Below are 21091 nucleotides of genomic sequence, written 5' to 3' on the forward strand. Positions count from 1 at the left end.
ACCAGTGAGTCCTGTTATTCTTGGCCTCAACGTTAAGGTTTTTCAGTGGCTGAATCTGTCAGATCTGTGACATTTTCGACGAAAGCAGAATAAATCTATGGCGCATGCTTTTTTATTAGGTATCCGACAAATATGGGAAGAGTTGTCGGTAATGCAATCTCCCGGGTTTTACTGGGTTAATGTCGATCGCCAGACCGATGCGCATTTGCTTTGTCGGCAAATTATCACCGCTCAGGCAGAAGACAGCGCGTTAGCGCTGATTTGCAGCGGTGACAACCCGGGTAATGTGCTGACCGATCTCCCTTCACCTGCGGTGAAAAAACTGCCCTTGTATGCCTTGCCAGAACAAAAGGCTGCGCTGCTGCATTTGCGCAACGACTTGATGCGCACGTTAAACCCTAAAAACCGCCTGCTGATCCTGCTCGCTCCCGCCAGCCTGTGGCAAACCTTCACCAACGATGAACTGCGCGAGTGGTCATACAGCACCGCTAAATGGTTGCGTCAGCGGCAGTGCACCATGGTTATCCTCAGCCACGGCAGCGGCGTTAACAGACTTCGGGGCCAACTCAGCACCGAACACCGTATTTTCAATGGATTAGCCAGCCTACAGTGGCAGCAGGACAATGCGCAATACCTGGTAAACTGGTGGAGTACGCCGCACTGTATCAACGCCAACCAACTGGTGACGCTGTACCAAACGCCACAAGGCTGGCAGGCCGAAGAGGAAGAAAGCACTTCGCTTCACACTCAGGTCGTCAGCGATGCAGGCCGCTATCTGGCGGAAAGGTGCATCCTTGAAGGCGCGCCGCCGCTGTCCGTCAACTGGCAACTGTTCGAGAACAGCACCTTGCTGACCCAGCAAGGTATGCAGACCATGGCGGCCACGCTGATTTTTGCGCTCTATCAGAGCGACCATATCGATACGCTGGCTCATCAGATCCACAACCTGCGTCGCCAGAGAGGGAATGGGCTGAAAATTGTGGTTCGCGAGATGAGCGCCAGCCTGCGTTACAGTGATGAACGTCTGCTGCTGGCCTGCGGGGCCAGCCTGATTGTGCCGCATGTGGCCCCGCTGTCGAGTTTTCTGACCATGTTGGAAGGCATTCAGGGCCAACGTTTGTCACGCCATATTCCAGCCGATATCGACGCCCTGCTGGCCGGGCTGCGGCCATTGCCGGTGAAAGGGTATCTGTCGCTGGAGGATTTCAGCAAAGCGGTGGTGTCGCTGCTGGAAAATACCTTGCTGCCGGAAGATGGCAAAGGCGTGATGGTCGCATTGCGCCCCGTTCCCGGGTTGACCGCCCGGCAGTCCATGACCTTGTGCCATCAGCGCCGTTTTGGGGATGTCATGACCGTGGCACAAAACCGCCTGTTCCTGTTCCTGTCTACCTGCCGGATTAACGATCTGGACACGGCGCTGAAATTCATCTTCCGGCTGCCGGTGCGTGAAGCCTTCAGCAACTGGGTGGTCTGGTATGAGGATGTCGATATCCTCTCTGAAATCAACCGGCTCGCGCACAACATGGAACTGGCCCAGTCCACCGTCAAACGCGATCTGAAGGCTATTCCCAAGACCACCACCATTATCGAAGAAACCCAGGCAGAACAACGTCGTCAACCGGTGCCTTTCACACTGTTAAACCACGAACAAGGGGAGCAAGGATGAACGACATTACCGATATCATGCAGATCATGCTCCTGTGCGCGATCGTCTTCATCCCCTTGGGGTACGCCCTACATCGCCGTTTCCCAAACTGGCGTCAGCATTGTCAAAATCGGCTGTTATCGCCACGCTATTTAAAACCAGCAGGGCTGTGGACTCGCGAAGGTTCCTCCTCTTCTCAGATTAAGCGTAAAAACCATAATGGATAAAAACAAAACAACGCCGCCTGAACCGGGTTTGTGGCGCTACTGGCGCGGCCTTAGCGGTTGGAACTTTTACTTTTTGGTCAAGTTCAGCCTGCTGTGGTTTGGCTATCTGAATTTCCATGCGCTGCCAAACCTGGTGTTCATGGCATTTTTACTGATGCCGATCCCCTCGCCTCGGCTGCACCGCTGGCGGCACATCATTGCCATTCCCATCGGTATCGGTCTGTTCTACCACGACACTTGGCTGCCCAGTGTTAACAGCATCATCAGCCAAGGTTCACAACTTACGGGTTTCAGTGCCTCGTATCTGCTTGAGTTGGTCGATCGCTTTATCAACTGGCAGATGCTTGGCGTCGCCTTTGTCATGCTGATTGCCTATCTGTTTCTGGCGCAATGGCTCCGGATCACGGCGTTTACCGTCGCCGCCATGGTGTGGCTAAACGTGGTTAATATGACCGGCCCGGCAGTGGCCTTGCTGCCAACCGCCGATACCGCAGCGGCAGCGGTGCCGGTTACCGCCCCGGCTAATGAGGCCGCTCCTGGCAGCGGCCAGCCAGCCACCAATGGCCCCGCCACCAACGCCAATCTCACCGCCAATCTGGAGCAGTTTTACGCTCAGGAAAGAACCCGCGCCACGGTCTTTCCGGCCGCACTGCCCAGCGATGCTCAACCGTTCGATCTGTTAGTCATCAATATCTGTTCGCTGGCCTGGGCCGATCTGGATGCGGTTAATCTGCGTAACCATCCGCTGTGGAACAAAATGGACATTATGTTCACCAACTTCAACTCGGCAACCGCCTACAGCGGCCCGGCGGCTATCCGCCTGCTGCGTGCCAGCTGTGGTCAGGATTCGCACCACGATCTTTATCAACCCGCCGAGCAGCAGTGTTATCTGTTTGATAATCTGGCCAAACTCGGCTTTAAATCGCAACTGATGCTGGATCACTCAGGCGTGTTCGGTGATTACCTGAAAAACCTGCGTACCGATGGCGGTTTGCAGGCACCACTGATGTCACAAGCGGGTATCAGCAACCAACTGGCCTCTTTCGATGGCGAACCGATTTATAACGATCTGGAGCTGCTCAACCGCTGGCTCGATCAGCAGCAAAAAGACACAGATGCCCGCACGGCAACCTTCTTCAACGTTATTCCATTACACGATGGCGATCGATTTGTCGGTGCCAGCAAGGCCGCAGATTACCAGCCACGGGCGCAGAAGCTGTTAGATCAGTTGGACACCTTCTTTGATGAGCTGCAAAAATCCGGGCGCAAAGTGATGGTGGTGATCGTACCGGAGCACGGTGCCGCGCTGATTGGCGACAAAATGCAAATCTCTGGCCTGCGCGATATTCCAAGCCCGAGCATCACGCACACGCCAGTGGGGATCAAGCTGATCGGCATGCAAGCTCCGCATCAGGGCAGCCCGTTTGAGATTAAAACGCCGAGCAGCTATCTGGCGCTGTCTGAACTGGTATCCCGGTTGGTAGATGGCAAGGTCTTTACCGCGCCAAACGTCAACTGGCAAACGCTGACCCAAGGTCTGCCACAAACCGCGGCCGTTTCCGAGAATGACAACGCGATTATCATGCAATATCAGGGCAAGCCGTATATTCGCCTCAACGGTGGCGACTGGGTGCCTTATCCGCAATAACTCTTCCACTCAGCACGCCTTCGGGCGTGCTTTTTTATTCATCGCCACCACAAATAAAAAAACGCCGATATTTCTACCGGCGTTGAGTTCATTCAGTGACAGAACACAGCCTCAGGAGCCTGAAGCCTCATCCTGATCGATCGCAAAGCACGCTACCATCTGCTCACCGTACTTTTTCAACTGCGGCTGCAACTGGCTACAGGTGCCAAAGGCACGGCGGCAACGGGCATTGAACGCACAGCCCGGCGGTGGGTTCATCGGGCTTGGCAACTCACCGGTCAGCTTGATGCGTTCGCGGCGCATATCCGGGTTCAGGCGCGGCGTAGCTGAAAGCAGCGCCTGCGTATACGGATGCCGTGGGTTGTTGAAGATCGCGTCTTTACTGCCCTTCTCCACGCAACGGCCAAGGTACATCACCATCACTTCATCAGCGATATGCTCAACGACCGACAAGTCATGGGAAATGAACACATAAGACAGCCCCAGTTCCTGCTGTAAATCCATCATCAGGTTCAGCACCTGCGCACGCACCGAAACGTCGAGCGCAGACACCGGTTCATCGGCAATCACCACGTCCGGGTTGAGCATCAGCCCACGAGCGATGGCGATACGCTGACGCTGCCCGCCGGAGAACATGTGCGGATAGCGATCGTAATGCTCGGTTTTCAGGCCGACTTTCGCCATCATCGCCAACACTTTCTCGCGCCGCTCGGCAGTAGTCAGCGTGGTATTGATCAACAGCGGCTCTTCGAGGATCTGCCCGACCTTCTTACGCGGGTTAAGCGATCCATAGGGATTCTGGAACACGATCTGGATCTTCTGGCGGCGCAGCTTTTCCGCCGTGACATCTGGCTTCAACAGATCTTGCCCCTGATAGTACAGCTCGCCACCGGTCGGTATTTCGATCATCGTCAGCAGGCGGCCCAGCGTGGATTTACCACAGCCGGACTCCCCCACCACCGCCAGCGTCTTGCCACGCTCCAGCGTAAAAGAAACACCGTCCAGCGCTTTCACCAACTGTTCCGGGGCAAACATCCCCTTCTTGACCGGATAGTGTTTTTTCAGGTCAATGGCCTGCAATAAAGGGTGATTCTGGCTCATACGGTCGGCCTCCCCGCATCGTCCAGCGGTGTGTGACATTTAACCTGACGGCCAGGAATGGTGCTCAGCTCAGGCTCCTCAGTACGGCAACGCTCGTTGGCATACGGGCAGCGCGGGTTGAGCAAACAGCCTTCCGGCCGATCGTATTTCCCCGGCACTACACCCGGCAACGATGCCAAGCGCGCTTTGTCGGCGGCAAATTCTGGTAGCGCACGTAACAGCGCCTGCGTATACGGATGGCGCGGCGCACGGAAGATCTCCGATGCCTTGCCCGATTCCACCACCTGCCCGGCATACATCACAATAATGTGATGCGCCGCTTCCGCCACCAGAGCCAGATCGTGGGTGATCAGCAACAGCGCCATATTTTCCCGCTGTTGCAGTTCCAGCAGCAGTTCGATGATCTGTGCCTGAATGGTCACGTCGAGCGCGGTAGTCGGTTCATCGGCAATCAACAATTTAGGCCGACAGGCGATCGCCATGGCGATCATCACGCGCTGGCTCATGCCACCAGAAAGCTGATGCGGATACACATCCAACCGCGAGGCCGGATCGGGTATGCCCACCAGCGTCAACAGATCGATAGCACGGCTGCGACGGGTGCGGCGGTTACCGCCCTGATGCACCTTCAACGCTTCCATAATCTGGTAACCGACGGTGTAGCATGGGTTCAGGCTGGTCATCGGATCCTGGAAAATCATCGCCACTTCAGAGCCCACCAACTGGCGGCGCTCCTTTTCGGAGATCTTGCGCAGGTCCTGGCCGTTGAACTCCAGCTTGTCGGCCATCACCTTGCCGGGATAATCAATCAACCCCATGATCGCCAGCGAACTGACGGATTTACCGGAGCCGGATTCACCGACGATGCCCACCACTTGCCCCTGTTCCACGCTATAGCTGATTCGGTCTACCGCGCGGAACGGCGTACCTTCGTCACCGAAGTGCACCGAAAGTTTGTCTACATTCAATAACGCCATGATCCGGTCCTCGTCACTGCTTGAGTTTGGGGTCGAGGGCATCACGCAGGCCGTCCCCCATCAGGTTAAATGCCAGAACCGTCAGCAGAATTGCCACGCCTGGGAAGGTCACAACCCACCAGGCACTTTGCGCGAACTGCAATACATCGGAGAGCATGGTGCCCCACTCTGGCGTTGGCGGTTGCGCGCCCATGCCGAGAAAGCCGAGAGCGGCCATATCCAGAATGGCATTCGAGAAACCCAGGGACGCCTGCACGATCAGCGGTGCCAGGCAGTTTGGCAGAATATTGACGAACATCTGGCGCAACGCGCCAGCGCCCGCCACGCGGGAAGCAGTGACGTAATCGCGGTTGACCTCCACCAGCACCGCCGCGCGGGTTAAGCGCACGTAGTGAGGCAAGGCCACAAACGTCAGCGCCAACGAGGCATTGACGATCGACGGGCCAAACACAGCCACCAGCACCAAAGCCAGCAGCAGGCTTGGCAATGCCAGCATGATGTCGACGATACGCATGATGATCGCATCTACCACGCCGCCGAAATAGCCCGCCAGCAAACCAAACACCACGCCCATAATCAGCGACAGCACCACCACCAGGCAGCCCACCAGCAGCGACAGACGCGCGCCGTACATCAGGCGCGACAGCATATCGCGCCCCACATCATCGGTACCCAGCAGATACTGCCAGCTACCGCCTTCCTGCCAGACCGGTGGCTTGAGCAGGGCATCGCGGAATTGTTCAGCCGGGGCGTGCGGTGCCAGGAACCCAGCGCCAATCGCCAACACCAGCATGATGATGATATAAACCAGGCCGACCACGGCCCCTTTATTGCGCTTGAAATAGTGCCAGAACTCCTGGAACGGGGTCATTGGCTTCGGCGCACCTTTCACTACCGACTCGGTAACTTGAGACATCAGAGCGCCCCTTATTTCTTGTGGCGAATACGCGGGTTGACCACGCCGTAGAGCACGTCTACCAGCAGGTTAACCAGAATAATCATACAGGCGACCAGCAACACGCCGCCCTGAACAACCGGATAGTCGCGGCGTTGCAGCGCGTCCATCAGCCAACGGCCAAGGCCCGGCCAGGAGAAGATGGTTTCGGTCAGGATCGCACCGGCCAGCATGGTGCCAACCTGTAAACCGATCACCGTCACCACCGGCAGCAGGGCGTTACGCAGCGCATGCACCACGATCACCCGCATACGGCTCACCCCTTTGGCACGCGCGGTACGGATGTAGTCTTCACCCAGCACTTCCAGCATCGAGGAACGGGTCATACGCACGATCACCGCCAGCGGAATGGTGCCCAGCACGATCGCAGGCAGGATCATATGCATCACCGCATCTTTGAAATCGCCCGGTTCACCCCAGATCAGGGTATCGATCAGCATAAAGCCGGTCAGCGGCAGGCTGTCATCAAGAAACACCGTGTCACTGACCCGCCCCGACACCGGCGTCAGGTTAAGCTGCACCGACACCAGCATGATCAGCATCATGCCCCACCAGAAAATAGGCATGGAGTAGCCAGTCAGGGAGATGCCCACGGCAGTGTGATCGAAGACCGAACCGCGTTTAACCGCCGCCAGCACCCCAACCGGGATACCGACGATCACCGCAAAAAGCATCGCGCAGAAACCCAGTTCCAGCGTGGCCTTAAAGCGCGGGACAAACTCTTCCCAAACGGAAATACGGCTCTTGAGTGACGTACCCAGATCGCCATGCAGCACGTTGGATACGTAATGGAAGTATTGTTGAAACAGCGGCTTGTCCAGCCCCATTTCTGCCATGAGTTGTGCATGGCGCTCTGCGGAGATCCCGCGTTCCCCGGCCATGATGGTCACCGGGTCACCGGGGATCATATGGACGAATGCAAAAGTCAGCAACGTTATGCCGATAAACGTTGGGATAACTAACCCCAAACGTCGGAGTATGAACTGCAACATATCCCGAACTCTCTGTATCAATGCCCGGCAGCTCATCGTCCGCCAAGCTTATGAAAACTCACATGCTTCACAACATTCCTTTAGGGACAGGAAAGCAGGAGCGCAACCCGTTGCGCCCCTGCACATTCACCGTACCTATCCTGGCTTCTAACCCGGCCAGCAGACCAGAGAGCAAGGCGTGCGGTGCACAACAATCGACGCATATTATTTAAGATAGGCGAGATTACGAGCACCGCACGGCTACCTGGCCGTGCAGCAGATTAAAATTTAATCCAGAGAAACGTGTTGGAAATCGTGCAGGCCCAGCGGATTAACCACGTAGCCCTTCACTTCTTTACGCACTGGCTCATAAACGGTTGAATGGGCAACAATCAGCGCCGGAGCCTGATCGTGCATCACTACCTGAGCCTGTTTGTAGAGCTCTGCACGCTTGTCGTGATTCGCTTCAGAACGTGCCGGTTGGATCAGGTCTTCAAACGGCTTATAACACCAGCGAGCATAGTTGGAGCCATCTTTGGCTGCCGCACAGCTGAACAGGGTAGCGAAGAAGTTATCCGGATCCCCATTGTCCCCGGTCCAACCCATCATCACCGCCTGATGTTCACCCTCTTTGGCACGCTTGAGATATTCGCCCCACTCGTAGCTGACGATATTAGCTTTAACGCCAATTTTCGCCCAGTCAGACTGGATCATCTCGGCCATACGACGCGCGTTCGGGTTATACGGACGCTGTACCGGCATCGCCCACAGATCGATGGTGAAACCATCCGGCAAGCCAGCCTCTTTCAGCAGTTCTTTTGCCTTGGCAGGGTCGTAAACGTAATCCTGCACCGCATCGTTGTAGCCCCACATGGTTGGTGGGATCAGGTTTTTAGCTAGCTGACCCGCCCCCTGATAGACCGCCTCAATGATTGCCTGTTTGTTCACCGCCATGGTCAGTGCCTGACGCACCTTCACGTTATCCAACGGTTTTTTCTCAACGTTGAACGCCACATAACCGACGTTCAGGCCAGGCTGTTCCATCAGATTGATGGTTTTGTCCTGCTTCATACGGGCAATGTCAGCCGGGTTCGGGTACGGCATGACCTGGCACTCGTTTTTCTGCAGCTTGGCGTAACGCACGGATGCATCCGGCGTAATGGCGAACACTAAGCGATCAATCTTCGGCTTGGTGCCCCAGAAGCCGTCAAAGGCTTTGTACAGGATTTTGGAGTCTTTCTGGTATTGCAGCAGTTGGAACGGACCGGTACCCACCGGGTTCAGATCCACTTTATCCGGCGTACCGGCTTTCATCATGTTGTCGGCGTATTCCGCAGACAGAATCGAGGCAAAACCCATCCCCAGGTTGGCCAGGAACGGTGACTCTGGGCGGTTCAGGTGGAAACGAATTGTCTGATCGTCCACTTTCTCAATCTTGGCGATCAAATCACCCATGCCCATCCCCTGGAAGTACTCATAAGTACCGCCAGAAACTTTGTGGTAAGGATGATTGTTATCAAGCTGACGTTGGAAGGAGAAAAGAACGTCATCGGCATTCAAATCACGCGTTGGCTTGAAATCTTTGGTGCTGTGCCACTTCACGCCTTGGCGCAGGTGGAAGGTATAGGTTTTGCCGTCTTCGCTGACTTCCCACTTCTCTGCCAGGCCGGGCTCCAGCTCAGTGGTACCCGGTTTGAACTGAACCAGACTGTTATAGATTGGGATTGCACTGGCATCCAAAGTAGTACCAGAGGTGAACAACTGCGGGTTGAACCCTTCAGGAGAACCTTCAGAACAGTAAACCAGTGTTTTGGCTTGTACGCTGGCCGCTACGGTCAGCGCGATCAGCCCAATACCGAATTTCAGAATCCCCGATTTTGCCAAGGAACTTGTCATCGCTCGTGCTCCAATTTGTGTGATGTGGTGTGTGTACACCCTCATTTTCACGCCACAGCGACATGGGCTGTAACCTGAAACCTATTGGGTAATGCTGCCAGGCCCTATATTTTTTGTTACGCGGCCCGTGCAGTGGTGCCCGAAGGCAAGAGGAATTATAGCGCGAAAGTGCCGGATGGAACGCATCACAGCGGGGCGTTTGAGCACGTGGAATTCACTCATGCAACTCTCGCTCTTATCCCTGAGGCTACCAAATTGCCAACTGTTTGGGGTGCCGTCAATATAACCAGCGGTGATTTGCCTAGACTGTGAGAAACAGCAAACAAACATAAAAAAAACCTTTCGATAACATTTGCAGAATTAAAATTTGTGATATGGGTATTTTTTCAGACCAATACGCCAGTTAATAGAAATTAACCAGCGTTAAGCTCCGATAAAAAACCAAAAAAGTTTGTTGCTAAATGATGAATATCTGAACGGTTATTTTTGTGATCAAGGTAAAACGCAGGAGGAAATGCTGCGCACTATCTCAATAGAGCGGAGGTAGCAGCGTTTATCACCCTTAAACTTTAGGCGGAAAAAACGGCTTAACATGGGTTGGTAAAAGAGGGTGGCTAGCATCCTCTTAAACTCCAGACGAAAAAAAACCTGCTTATTAAGCAGGTTTTTCAAATGTGGTCGGCGAGAGAGGATTCGAACCTCCGACCCACTGGTCCCAAACCAGTTGCGCTACCAAGCTGCGCTACTCGCCGTAGCGGGGCGCATATTACTGCTGGCGATTATACGCGTCAATGACTTTCTCCATCGTACTGCCCAACTGGTGGCAAAAGCATCAGCCAGCCAAGCTCTGGTAAACAGATTACAGCACGTTATTCACCGGTTCGCTGCGTGGCACATGGCACCAGTTGTTTTTATCCGCAATGCCGCCGTTTGGTGAGGTGTAGCCGAGGCAGCCAAGAATGGAGTCAAACAATTCGACGTGACGATGTGTTTTGCCAATACGTTGCTGCGCCTGCAACTGCTCGAACGCCCTTTGATGCTGCGGTTCGGTCAGGAATTGATCGGATGCCCAAACCATCATCGGCACGCGAAACTGCTCTGACGGGGCCATTTCACGCGGCGTGCCGTGCAAGTGAGAGTTCTCACCGATCGACTCGCCGTGATCGGCGGCATAAAACACGATGGCTTTCTTGTCGCGCACCTGATCGATCACACTGCTGATAAAGGTATCGGTATACAGCACCGAGTTGTCATAAGCGTTGATCAGCCGCTCTTTGGAACAGAATTCATCCACCCCCATACACTCCGGCTGATAACGTGCGAAGCTGCGAGGATAACGCTGCGAATAGAGATAATGTGACCCTTTGGTATGCAGAATCACCAGATGCTTACCATCCGGATAACGCGCCAGCGACTCTTTCATCTCGTCCACCAGCAGCATATCGTCAACCGACTTGCCATCGTTACGCTTCTCAGAGGCGATCATTTCGCGGAAAGAGTAATTATCCACGTTGGTATTGTTGTAGAACCACACTTCACTTTGCATGGCGAACAGTTCAGAGGTGAAACCCAAGGCTTTCAGTACGGCAAACACATTCTGCTCTTTCAGGGTTCGCTGCGGGTTATCCAAGGCTCCCCCTTCGCGCACAAACATACAACGCAGTGACAGCTTGGTGGCGGTATCACAGGATTCACCACGAAATGCCACCAGGTTTTTTTCCTGAGACAATTTCGGCGTGGTATCACGGTCATAGCCCAGCAGCCCCATATGATCCCAGCGGGTGGTTTCGCCGATAATAAACACCACGTAGGTCTCATCGATCCCGGCCGGTGGCAGATAAGTGAAGGTTTTGCCCGGATCAAACATCGTGGCTTCATCCTGGCTTTCATCGTAACGGGTATAGGCAAACAGCCCAAGCGCCGACAGCCAGTTGGAAGGCAGATAAGAGTGCGCTACCACGCCGCCGTAGCTGGGCAGGTCGATATTGGTGATTTTTTCCTGCGCGTTTTGCTGCTTATCCAGCGTACGCAACGGCAGCCACACCAGAGCCACCACCGCCAGCAGCACCAGCAGCGGTTTCGTGCGGTGCCCAGGGGTTTTCAGTTGCTCAATCAGCGTGTTCCGCAAGTTGTTCGTCCAGATACACAGCAGCGGCAAAGCGCTGACCACCACCATCCACAGCACAAAGTGCAGCCCAATCAGCTCTTTGGAAAGATCGATATCGGTGGTCATTACCGAAACGATAATCCCGTAGCCAATCACCACGTTGAAGAACGTCATGTAATAGCTGGCCGCCACGGAGATCAGCACCAGCAGCGAGGCGATAATGCGGTAGAACAGCCGCCCACCGAGCGACATCAGCCGCATGATAAAGAAGGTGAACAGCACAATGGCAGCCACTTCGGTCACCGCTGCAATGACCTTAATCCCCTGAATGCCGTGCGCAAAAGAATCAAAACGGCGGTAGAAAACGGAAATGTTCAAAAAAATGCCAATATAGATCGCCAGCAATAACGATAAGTTCTGCTGAGACAAAGAGTTAACCTTATTCATGTAACACAGAAGCTCCGAGGCTTGACTTGTTATGGCTCCCTCAGACAGTCGATGCAGTTGCAGGTTCAACTGCTAGGCAATAAGTTCGGCTTTATCCGATATAATTAAGATAATTATCACGCAATAAGCATTCTATTCCGCTTTTTGTGGCAGGAATTGGTGGGGAAATAGGCATAATAAGCGGGGCCGAAGCCCCAACTTTTACCGGATATTGGCAGAAAACATTACTTAATGTTATGGGTAACGCCGATATGACCGCGAGTAACATAAGAAAACGGACATACTTCCGGCGTCACGCCACGCCCCACTAGAAGGTCACCACGGTTTTCAGCGCCGTCACCCACGCATCCTGGGTTTCACTCACGCCGCCAGGACGATGCCAGTATTGCAGGCCCGGCTGCAACTCCATCCACGGTGTGGCTTTGAAGCGATAATACAGCTCTGCCGTTACCGAATGGCCCGGAACCGGATGATAGTTCGGATCCTGATAATCGGTGGCGTTGTTGAGCTGGTTCAGGTAGCGCTGGTTGTCCTGATAACGATCGCTCAATTTCACCCGCGATACCCCCAGCCCCAGCCAGTCATCAGGGCGCGCATCAAACAGGCCGCGGTAGCGGATCCCGGTGGCAAGCGCATAGTGCATATAGTTGGAACGCTGATCGGCCAGGCTCATGCTGTAAAACAGGCTCAGGCCACGGTTGGCGTCGCCTTGGTGGCGCGTCACCTGCTGGTTGAAACCGGTGTACATAAACCAGGTTTGATTATAGCTGCGGTAGCCACCCGGATCGCTGGCTCCTGGCCCGCCGGAAACGCCCCGGTACAAATCCTGCTGATCGGCGTTGGTGTACAGCACGCCAAGGTTATACACCCCAGGCAACTGATTGACAGCCTGGGTCTTCAGTTCCAGTTCAACCGGTAACAGCATCCCTTTACTGCCTTTGGTGGACCAGCTCCAGGCGTGGCTGCGGCTCGGTGCCTGCGGGTTCTGCTCGAGGATCCCGGTTTTAAGCGTCAGTTCATCGGTGAGTTTGTACTGTAAGCTGGTGCCCCAATAATGGACGTTCCAGTTGTACCAAGTGAGTGAATTGGCCGATTTACCGCCACACAGCGACAGCGTCTGGAAATCACAGGGAATGATTTGATCGAAATCCTGCACCTTGTTCATCAGGCCAATGCGCCAATGCAGCTTACGATCCATAAAGCTGCGGCTGAAAGTCAGCCAGCCAAGCCGGGTGATGGACTGCCCGCCGTAGCTTTCCTGTGACAGATCGGTCGGATTAACCCGTGGGTCTTGCAGGCGATCGCGCGTCAGGTTGTTATCGTGGTTACGGTTGACGATATTGCCTTCGATCGCCGCGTCGGGAATACCGCTCCATTGCTCCAGATCCTGGCTGAACGTCAGCGCAAACTGATCGATATACGACGCCTGTTTATCGTGGTTGTAACCCCCACCGGCGTTATAGGAAATCTGGCTGAGATAGCCAAGATTATAATGGAACCCATGATCTTCCAGAATGGGTCTGATCCCCAGCATCTCTCCCAACAGCCCCGCCTGTGGCGGTTCAAAGCCCAGTACAATCCCCTGCCACTGCGGGGTTGACGCCTCAACGTCTTGGCTGCTTTGCAGTGCCTCTGCCTGCACACTGCCACCGGCCAGCAATAGCGTTGCCAGAGTCAGCGCCTGAGGTATCGAATATTTCATTATTAACTTTCTCCGTATGCTAATATTCCCAGGTACTGACTGCGGGCAACAGCATTCCCTGGGTACAAATAACCCATAATGAACAACAAGATGTTTTCGTTATTTATTGAATAACTCGCCCTATGGATTCACATCGCGCTTAAGCGCACGATGCTCAATATGATGTTCCCTCTCCCACCGGGAGAGAGGGAATTTAGCGATGATTACTTGGCTTTCAGGCTGCTGCCATTGCTGCGGATCACATCACGATACCAGTAGAAACTTTTTTTCCGGTGGCGCTCCAGGCTGCCGTTACCGGCGTCGTCACGATCGACATAAATAAAGCCGTAACGTTTCGACATTTCGGCCTTCGAGGCGCTCACCAAGTCGATCGGCCCCCAACTGGTGTAGCCCATCACCTCAACCCCGTCGTCGATCGCCTCACCCACCTGCACCAGGTGATCGTTAAGATAGTTGATGCGGTAATCGTCGTTGATACTGCCGTCGGCTTCGAGACGATCTTTGGCCCCCAACCCGTTTTCGACGATAAACAGCGGTTTCTGATAACGGTCATACAGCACGTTGAGCAAGTAGCGCAGGCCAACGGGGTCAATCTGCCAACCCCATTCTGAACTGGCCAGATGCGGGTTAGGCACCATATTGAGGATATTGGCACGCGCGGTGTTGTTCTGTTCCTCGTCGGTGGTCACACAGCCGCTCATGTAATAGCTGAAGGAGATAAAGTCGATGGTTTCACGCAGCGCCTGTTTATCTTCGCTGGTGATCTCCACCTGGATACCGTTTTCGCGGAAGAACCGCTGCATGTAGGCCGGATAGGCACCACGCGCCTGCACGTCGCCAAAGAACAGCCAGTCGCGGTTCTGGCGCTGGGTTTCCAGCAGGTCTTCCGGTTTGCAGGTCAGCGGATAGAGGATACCGCCCAGCAGCATATTGCCGATTTGCCCGCCCGGTACAATCTCATGGCAGGCTTTGACCGCTTTGGCACTGGCGACCAGTTGATGGTTAATCGCCTGATAAATCTCACTTTTGCTGCTGTATTCAGGCAAGCCGACGCCGGTGAACGGCGCGTGCAGCGACATATTGATCTCATTGAACGTCAGCCAATATTTCACCTTATGTTTATAGCGCTCAAACACCGTGCGAGCATAACGTTCGAAGAAACCGATGGTTTTACGGCTGGCCCAGCCGCCATATTTTTGCGTCAGGCCATACGGCATTTCGTAGTGAGACAGGGTGATCAGCGGCTGAATGCCGTATTTCGCCATCTCATCAAACAGCCGATCGTAAAACGCCAGCCCGGCTTCGTTCGGCACTTCCTCATCACCCTGTGGGAAGATGCGCGCCCAGGCAATAGAGGTACGCAGGCACTTAAAGCCCATTTCGGCAAACAGCGCGATATCCTGCGGATAACGATGATAGAAATCGATCGCCACGTCCTTAATACCGCTGTCGCCCGCCACGCGCGGCGTCAGCGCACCGAAAATCCCCTGTGGTTGCAGATCCGAGGTTGAAAGGCCTTTACCGTCCGTCAGATACGCGCCTTCCACCTGATTTGCCGCGACCGCGCCGCCCCACAGAAAGTGTTCTGGAAATTTGCTACTCATTGTCTCTCCTCAATGATCCTGATTAACGTAATAAAGTCAGCAACGATGCCTGTTCCTGCACCGGGCTGTGTCCGCTGGTCAGCACGTCAACGTAGTCATCGCTGTTGCTGATAATGATCGGCGTCGTGGTGTCAAAGCCGGCGGCGTGAATGGCGGCCTGATCGAACTCGATCAGCAGATCGCCCTGCATCACGCGATCGCCCTCTTTGATGTGCACGGTGAAATGCAAGCCATCGAGTTTGACGGTATCAATACCGACATGGATTAACAGTTCGGCCCCCTCGTCCGATTCAATGCCAATAGCGTGCTTGGTCTTGAACAGCGACACCACATGGCCGTTAACCGGTGCCACTACCCGCCCCAGATGCGGCTTGATCGCTACCCCTTTGCCCAGCAGACCACTGGCGAAGGTGGCGTCATTAACCTGTTCTAATGGGATGATGTCTCCGGCAATCGGGCTGCTGACGAATTGCTTACGGTTAAGTGGCGTCTCAGCCAATGGCCCCGCCGCTGGAGTTTCTTCGGCGGGTGGCGCGAGGCCAAACAGGTAACTGGCAATCGCGGCAAACAGAAACGACACCAGCGTGCCGACGATCGCGCCCCACACCGTGGCATCAAAACCTCCAGCCGGGATGATCTGGGCAAAGGTGAAGATGCTCACCAAACCAAACGAGTAGACCGCACTGTGGAAGTAACCGATCACCGCCCCACCCAGCGCACCGCCGATACAGCCGAAGATAAACGGGCGTTTATTCGGCAGCGTGACCCCGTAAACCGCCGGTTCGGTGATCCCGAAGATACCGGCGCTGACGGCAGATCCCGCCATGACGCGCAGTTTGGCGTCGCGAGTGCGCAGCATCACGCCCAGCGTGGCCCCCACCTGCCCCATCACCGCAGGCAGCAGCAGTGGCGACATGGTGTCACGCCCCAGCACGCTCAGGTTGTTAAGCATTAACGGCACCAGCCCCCAGTGCAGACCGAAGATCACGCAAACCTGCCACATGGCCCCCATAAAGGCACCGGCAATCAACGGGTTGAAGGCATAAATAGTTTGATAGCCATGAGCCAGCAGGTGGCTTAACCAGGTCGCGGCCGGGCCAATCAGCAGGAAAGTCAGCGGAACGGTCACCACCAGGCACAGCAGCGGCGTGACAAAGTTACGCAGCGCACTGTGGATCACCCGGTTAAACAGCGGCTCCAGGCGGCAGGAAACCCAAGCCGCAAAAATAATCGGGATCACCGACGAGCTGTAGTTAATAAAGGTGATGGGAATGCCGAGAAAATGCTCCGCCTGCGCGCCCGGCTGCCGTGCCGCCTCGAACGCCGCCATCATCAAGGGGTGGGTCAGTGCGCCGCCAATCGCCATGGTCACAAAGACATTGCCGCCGAACTTTTTACCCGCGGTATAACCCAGCATGATCGGGAAGAAGTAGAACAGTGCGTCGCTGGCCGCAAACAGCAGTTTGTAGGTGCCACTGCCCTCCAGCAGCCAGCCGCAGGCCAGGCTCAGCGCCAGGAAACCTTTCAGGATCCCCGAAGCCGCCATCACGCCGAGCAGTGGCGTGAAAATGCCGGAAATAACGTCGATCAACCGGCTGAGCAGGTTCTCTTTTTTGCCATCATCGTCTTTGGCCGGAGCCTCATCACCGAATCCGGCCAAGCTATTCACTGCCTGATAGACTTCCGCTACATGGTTACCGACCACCACCTGAAACTGGCCGCCGCTTTCCACCACCATGATAATGCCTGGGTTTTTCTTCAATGTTTCAGCACCCGCCTGGCTGCCATCGCGCAGTTTAAACCGCAAGCGGGTGGCGCAATGCACCAGGCTTTTCACATTGTCGCGGCCACCGACGCCGGCCAAGATCTCACTGGCTAATTCCTGATATTTCATAAAGGTATCCTTAACACTCAGCTCTGCCGATTCGCCTCCACGGCGAGGGCCAATCGCCATGGTGGAATTCAGCGCAAAAAAAAACCTAAACCTCACTGCCTCTGATCCCAACTGGGAATACAGAAGCGTGAGGTTTAGGTTTTGCCTGCCGAAACAGTGACAACCCTAAATCGGCTGAGCTATGACGGTAACATTCCGTTTTTCAATGCAGCAAGACTTTCCGCCACAAAGTTGCCGAACTGTGATCCAGGATGCAAAACGGCGCATGACGTCACATGCAAAAAAATCATTAATATTTCTAATTAAATGTACTGATGTAATTCATAGTAAGTATACATTTAACTTGAATATTTCACTTCGTCAAAAAAGAGAAAAGCACCTGTATAACATGGTATTAGTTTTGATCCGTTTTTTTACCGTCAACTCCCTTTATCACGCCACGATGTCTTTCAACAAGAAAACTCTTAAATAACAGTCTATTTCCGCAAATAATCTATGGGAAAAGTCTTGCATTCCCGGCATGATACATCAGAAAAATTAATTAAATTCTGGACAAAAATATTCAGCAGTATTATTAATGATGCCCTGCGTATTTGTTTTAGGGACAGCCGTGACCATGGCTTTACGTACAAAGATTGGGCGGATTTTAATTACCGGCGCAGGCGGCCGGGTTGCAATGGCTTTCAGGCAATCGGCTGCCGACCGTTATCTTTTTCGGCTGGCAGAAAAAGAACAGGCTTTGCTGACCAATATGCGCCCCGATGATGAAGCGCTGGTGTTTGACATCACCGATATCCAGGCCTGTCGCACCGCCTGTACCAATATCGATACCGTTTTACATCTGGCAGCCGATCCTTCGCCCAATGCGGATTTCTGTACCTCACTGATGAGAAACAATATTCTTGGCACATTCAATATTTTCCGGGCGGCAAAAGATGCGGGCTGCAAGCGCGTAGTCTTCGCCAGCTGCGCACAGGTTGTTGAGGGTTATCCGCTGGATTATCAGGTACGCCCGGCAGATGCGCCGAAGCCAAAGAATCTGTACGGCCTCAGTAAGGCCTTTGGGGAAGGTATTGCCGCCTATTTTGCCCATCAGGAGGGGCTTTCGGCACTGTCGGTGCGGATTGCCAACTTAACGACGCTGGCAACCCACCAACGTATCAGCGCCCGCGACATGAGCGCGTTTCTCAGCCATCGGGATGCCGCCAATCTGCTTGATCGCTGCATTCGGGTGGCAGATGTACAGCATGCCGTGGTGCATGGCATTTCCAACAATCACTACAAAAGGCTATCGCTGGAGGAAACCACGCACCTGCTCGGCTACCATCCCAAAGATGATGCGTTTGCCCTGCACGGTTTTACCTAAATTCACTCAGGTAAAGAGGTGAACCCGGCACGCAACATCCGTTGATGATGATTTACAGCCGTATTATTCGTAATAACCGCAATGATACCCAATGGATAATTGATAAAAGCCAAGGCGGGCGAGAAGAAATAACGCCAACGCCGGGCTATTCCCGGCGCTGATGACGTACGATATTACGGTTTTTCGGCAATTTTGCGCAGGTACTCATTATTTTTAAACGCAATAATGATCATTTCAAAGCATACGCGGGTGAACACACCGCCGATGACCAAGCCCAGCAGGCCACGGAAAAATTCGCCATAAACCATCAGCCCAACACCACCAATGACAACGCTCACCAAGCAGAGCCAGTAGACAAAAGTGATGATTTTCGGCGTCAACATCGCCTCAAAAAAGAAAATATTTTTCACAGTGTGTTTTCCCTCGTTAATATTCAAGATCCCAAGAGAGGCAAACGTGCCTCTCACTGCCACAAGCAGCGACCAAATATTAATAATCTTTTCTGAGTTTTACAAAGAGTAAACTCATCGATTAAAGGAAAAGCGTCTTTTGACACACGGTGTTGAGGTCATCAAATCGGTGCCGGATGCAACGATCGCAAATGCGTCGCCACTCCCCAGCTTTGCAATTGCAGCCGCCCATGACTCACTTCAATCACGGAATAGCCACAGCTGGGGTGGCCGTATTTGCTGATATCTTCCATCCAATCACTGCCCTTCAGTTGCCAAATCAACGCCTGCAATGCATGCCCATGCGTCACAACACCAAAGGTACCGCGCTGGGAAGGCGGAAACGCCAGAAAGAAAGCGACCATACGCTGGGCAACGTCCATTGCCGATTCGCCTTGCGGAGCTGCGGCCGTAGGTTCACCGGCAAAAATACGCGCAAAGGTATCGGGGTGATTACGCATTGCCTGATGATAGGGCTGGCCCTGCAGGCAACCAAAATGCTGCTCATACAATCGCGCATCACTGCTGACCTCGCACTGGCAGTGTGCCGCCAGCGCCTGTGCGGTGGCCATCGCCCGCCCCGAAGGCGAGCTGAAAAATTGGGTAAAGGGAGTCTCTTTCAGCGCGGCCATTAACGCCGCGATCTGCCGGTGCCCATGTGGCGTCACCGGGCTATCGAGCTGACCCTGGATGATCCCTTCCCGGTTCCATTCTGATTCTGCATGCCTGATAACGATAAAGCGCATATCTTCCCTCTCGGCCCGCCGTCCTGAGGGTTAACTATAGACCATCGCCAGAAGCTACCCCCTTTAATCAGACAACTCCGCAACGTTTTCTGGTTATAACGTGCCCCCTTACGCCATACAGGCCCATCGCCGCTTATGAGTTCAACTCATAAGCTCATGCTGATTACCCTGGCTATTCCCACGGGCGACCCGCTGTTAACCTTGGCTCATTAACGTCAAACCCTGCGCGTTGTCTGCGCACACCGATCCGAAGAGGCATCAACATGTCGATGAATGTACTAGGTTACGCTGCCATGGCAGCAAAAGAAGCGCTGGTTCCACATCGCTTTATTCGCCTTGATCCACGGGCCAACGATGTTGTGGTTCAAATTCTCTACTGTGGCGTTTGCCACTCTGACCTGCATCATGTGCAGAATGATTGGGGCAGAGCGACCTACCCACTGGTGCCAGGCCACGAGATTATTGGCCAGGTGATCGGTGTTGGTGCTGGAGTTTCACGCTTCAAGCCAGGGGACTATGTGGGCGTTGGCTGCATGGTGGATTCCTGCCAGCATTGCAGCGCCTGTGAACAGGGGTTGGAACAATATTGTGAAGAAGGTCCAACCCTGACCTACAACAATACTGATCGGCATGACCAGATGCCAACCTACGGCGGCTATTCAGAGAAAATCGTGGTCTCCGACAAGTTCGTCCTGAAAATGCCGTCGGGGCTCGATTTAAAAAGTGCAGCACCGCTGCTGTGTGCCGGGATCACCACCTGGTCGCCGCTGCGACATTGGCAGGTTGGCCCCGGCAGCAAAGTTGCCGTGGTGGGCTTAGGGGGTTTAGGCCATATGGCGCTGAAGCTGGCCCATGCTCTGGGGGCAGAAGTCACCCTGTTTACCCGTTCGCCGGGCAAAGAACAGGATGCACGCCGTTTAGGCGCTCATCATGTAGTGCTTTCCAGCGATGACGCCCAGATGGCCAGCGTAAAAGGCCAATTCGATCTGATCATCGATACGATCCCCTATGTGCATGACCTGAAGCCCTACATACCGACATTGGCGCTGGATGGCACGCTGGTTCTGGTGGGCTATCTGGGGGATCTGGATCCGGTGCTCAACAGCGCTCCGTTGGTTATGGGCCGCAAATCCGTTGCCGGTTCGGTGATTGGCGGCATTGCCGAGACGCAGGAAATGCTGGATTTCTGTGGCCAACACGGCATTACTTCCGATGTGGAACTGATTGATATACAAAATATCAATCAAGCCTATCAGCGCATGCTGAAAAGCGACGTCAAATACCGCTTCGTGATCGACATGGCTTCGCTGCAAGCGTGATGTGCAGCCCAGCCCTTCACGCAGAATGAAGGGTTGG

The 21091-nt window shown here is 54.2% G+C and carries 16 protein-coding genes and 1 tRNA gene; 5 read left to right on the forward strand and 12 right to left on the reverse strand.

Annotated elements, in window-relative coordinates:
* The first annotated feature begins 97 nt into the window (after positions 1 to 97).
* The 3 genes from bcsE to bcsG are packed head-to-tail and all read left to right on the forward strand — an operon-like array spanning position 98 to position 3520.
* A complete protein-coding gene (gene bcsE, locus ACX9GT_RS24545; protein ID WP_473189121.1) occupies positions 98 to 1666 on the forward strand; it encodes a cellulose biosynthesis protein BcsE in 1569 nt (522 codons plus the stop codon).
* Positions 1663 to 1872, forward strand: a complete 210-nt coding sequence (gene bcsF, locus ACX9GT_RS24550) for a cellulose biosynthesis protein BcsF (protein ID WP_473189122.1) — start codon at positions 1663 to 1665, stop codon at positions 1870 to 1872. Before bcsE ends, bcsF begins: the two co-directional genes overlap by 4 nt.
* The gene (gene bcsG, locus ACX9GT_RS24555; protein ID WP_473189123.1) at positions 1865 to 3520 is read left to right on the forward strand and encodes a cellulose biosynthesis protein BcsG; all 1656 of its coding nucleotides are present in this window, start codon (positions 1865 to 1867) and stop codon (positions 3518 to 3520) included. The genes bcsF and bcsG overlap by 8 nt, the downstream gene beginning before the upstream one ends.
* A gap of 111 nt (positions 3521 to 3631) precedes the next feature.
* On the opposite strand, the gene dppF is transcribed toward bcsG, so the two are convergent.
* The 10 genes from dppF to bglF form a co-directional block, all read right to left on the reverse strand.
* Complete coding sequence (dppF, locus tag ACX9GT_RS24560) at positions 3632 to 4621, reverse strand: dipeptide ABC transporter ATP-binding subunit DppF (RefSeq protein ID WP_473189124.1); 990 nt, start codon at positions 4619 to 4621, stop codon at positions 3632 to 3634.
* Positions 4618 to 5598, reverse strand: a complete 981-nt coding sequence (gene dppD, locus ACX9GT_RS24565) for a dipeptide ABC transporter ATP-binding protein (protein WP_473189125.1) — start codon at positions 5596 to 5598, stop codon at positions 4618 to 4620. The genes dppF and dppD overlap by 4 nt, the downstream gene beginning before the upstream one ends.
* Positions 5599 to 5611: 13 nt before the next feature.
* Positions 5612 to 6514: a dipeptide ABC transporter permease DppC gene (gene dppC / locus ACX9GT_RS24570; RefSeq protein WP_473189126.1), complete on the reverse strand. Its 903-nt coding sequence runs from the start codon at positions 6512 to 6514 to the stop codon at positions 5612 to 5614.
* 11 nt (positions 6515 to 6525) lie between these two features.
* Positions 6526 to 7545, reverse strand: coding sequence for a dipeptide ABC transporter permease DppB (dppB, locus tag ACX9GT_RS24575; RefSeq protein WP_473189127.1), 1020 nt, complete (start codon positions 7543 to 7545; stop codon positions 6526 to 6528).
* A 267-nt stretch (positions 7546 to 7812) separates the two neighbouring features.
* Positions 7813 to 9420, reverse strand: coding sequence for a dipeptide ABC transporter periplasmic-binding protein DppA (gene dppA, locus ACX9GT_RS24580; protein WP_473189128.1), 1608 nt, complete (start codon positions 9418 to 9420; stop codon positions 7813 to 7815).
* Between the two features lie 675 nt (positions 9421 to 10095).
* Positions 10096 to 10172 (reverse strand) — tRNA-Pro (locus ACX9GT_RS24585).
* Positions 10173 to 10279: 107 nt separating this feature from the next.
* Positions 10280 to 11974 carry a kdo(2)-lipid A phosphoethanolamine 7''-transferase gene (gene eptB / locus ACX9GT_RS24590; protein ID WP_473189129.1) on the reverse strand — a complete coding sequence of 565 codons (1695 nt, stop codon included), beginning with the start codon at positions 11972 to 11974 and terminating at the stop codon, positions 10280 to 10282.
* A gap of 307 nt (positions 11975 to 12281) precedes the next feature.
* Positions 12282 to 13676: a carbohydrate porin gene (locus ACX9GT_RS24595; protein ID WP_473189130.1), complete on the reverse strand. Its 1395-nt coding sequence runs from the start codon at positions 13674 to 13676 to the stop codon at positions 12282 to 12284.
* 203 nt (positions 13677 to 13879) lie between these two features.
* A complete protein-coding gene (locus ACX9GT_RS24600; RefSeq protein ID WP_473189131.1) occupies positions 13880 to 15280 on the reverse strand; it encodes a glycoside hydrolase family 1 protein in 1401 nt (466 codons plus the stop codon).
* A 22-nt stretch (positions 15281 to 15302) separates the two neighbouring features.
* Complete coding sequence (bglF, locus tag ACX9GT_RS24605) at positions 15303 to 17174, reverse strand: PTS beta-glucoside transporter subunit IIABC (protein ID WP_473189132.1); 1872 nt, start codon at positions 17172 to 17174, stop codon at positions 15303 to 15305.
* A 616-nt stretch (positions 17175 to 17790) separates the two neighbouring features.
* Here bglF and ACX9GT_RS24610 point away from each other — a divergent pair.
* Positions 17791 to 18540 carry an NAD-dependent epimerase/dehydratase family protein gene (locus tag ACX9GT_RS24610; RefSeq protein ID WP_473189133.1) on the forward strand — a complete coding sequence of 250 codons (750 nt, stop codon included), beginning with the start codon at positions 17791 to 17793 and terminating at the stop codon, positions 18538 to 18540.
* A gap of 173 nt (positions 18541 to 18713) precedes the next feature.
* Here ACX9GT_RS24610 and ACX9GT_RS24615 read toward each other — a convergent pair whose 3' ends face one another.
* The gene (locus tag ACX9GT_RS24615) at positions 18714 to 18950 is read right to left on the reverse strand and encodes a DUF4282 domain-containing protein (RefSeq protein WP_473189134.1); all 237 of its coding nucleotides are present in this window, start codon (positions 18948 to 18950) and stop codon (positions 18714 to 18716) included.
* Positions 18951 to 19111: 161 nt separating this feature from the next.
* Entirely contained in the window at positions 19112 to 19735 is a 624-nt protein-coding gene (locus tag ACX9GT_RS24620; RefSeq protein ID WP_473189135.1) for a histidine phosphatase family protein, read from the reverse strand.
* 263 nt (positions 19736 to 19998) lie between these two features.
* On the opposite strand from ACX9GT_RS24620, the gene ACX9GT_RS24625 reads away from it, so the two are divergent.
* Complete coding sequence (locus ACX9GT_RS24625; protein ID WP_473189136.1) at positions 19999 to 21054, forward strand: NAD(P)-dependent alcohol dehydrogenase; 1056 nt, start codon at positions 19999 to 20001, stop codon at positions 21052 to 21054.
* Positions 21055 to 21091 lie beyond the last annotated feature (37 nt).

This window comes from Serratia sp. YWN4 (assembly GCF_055790845.1).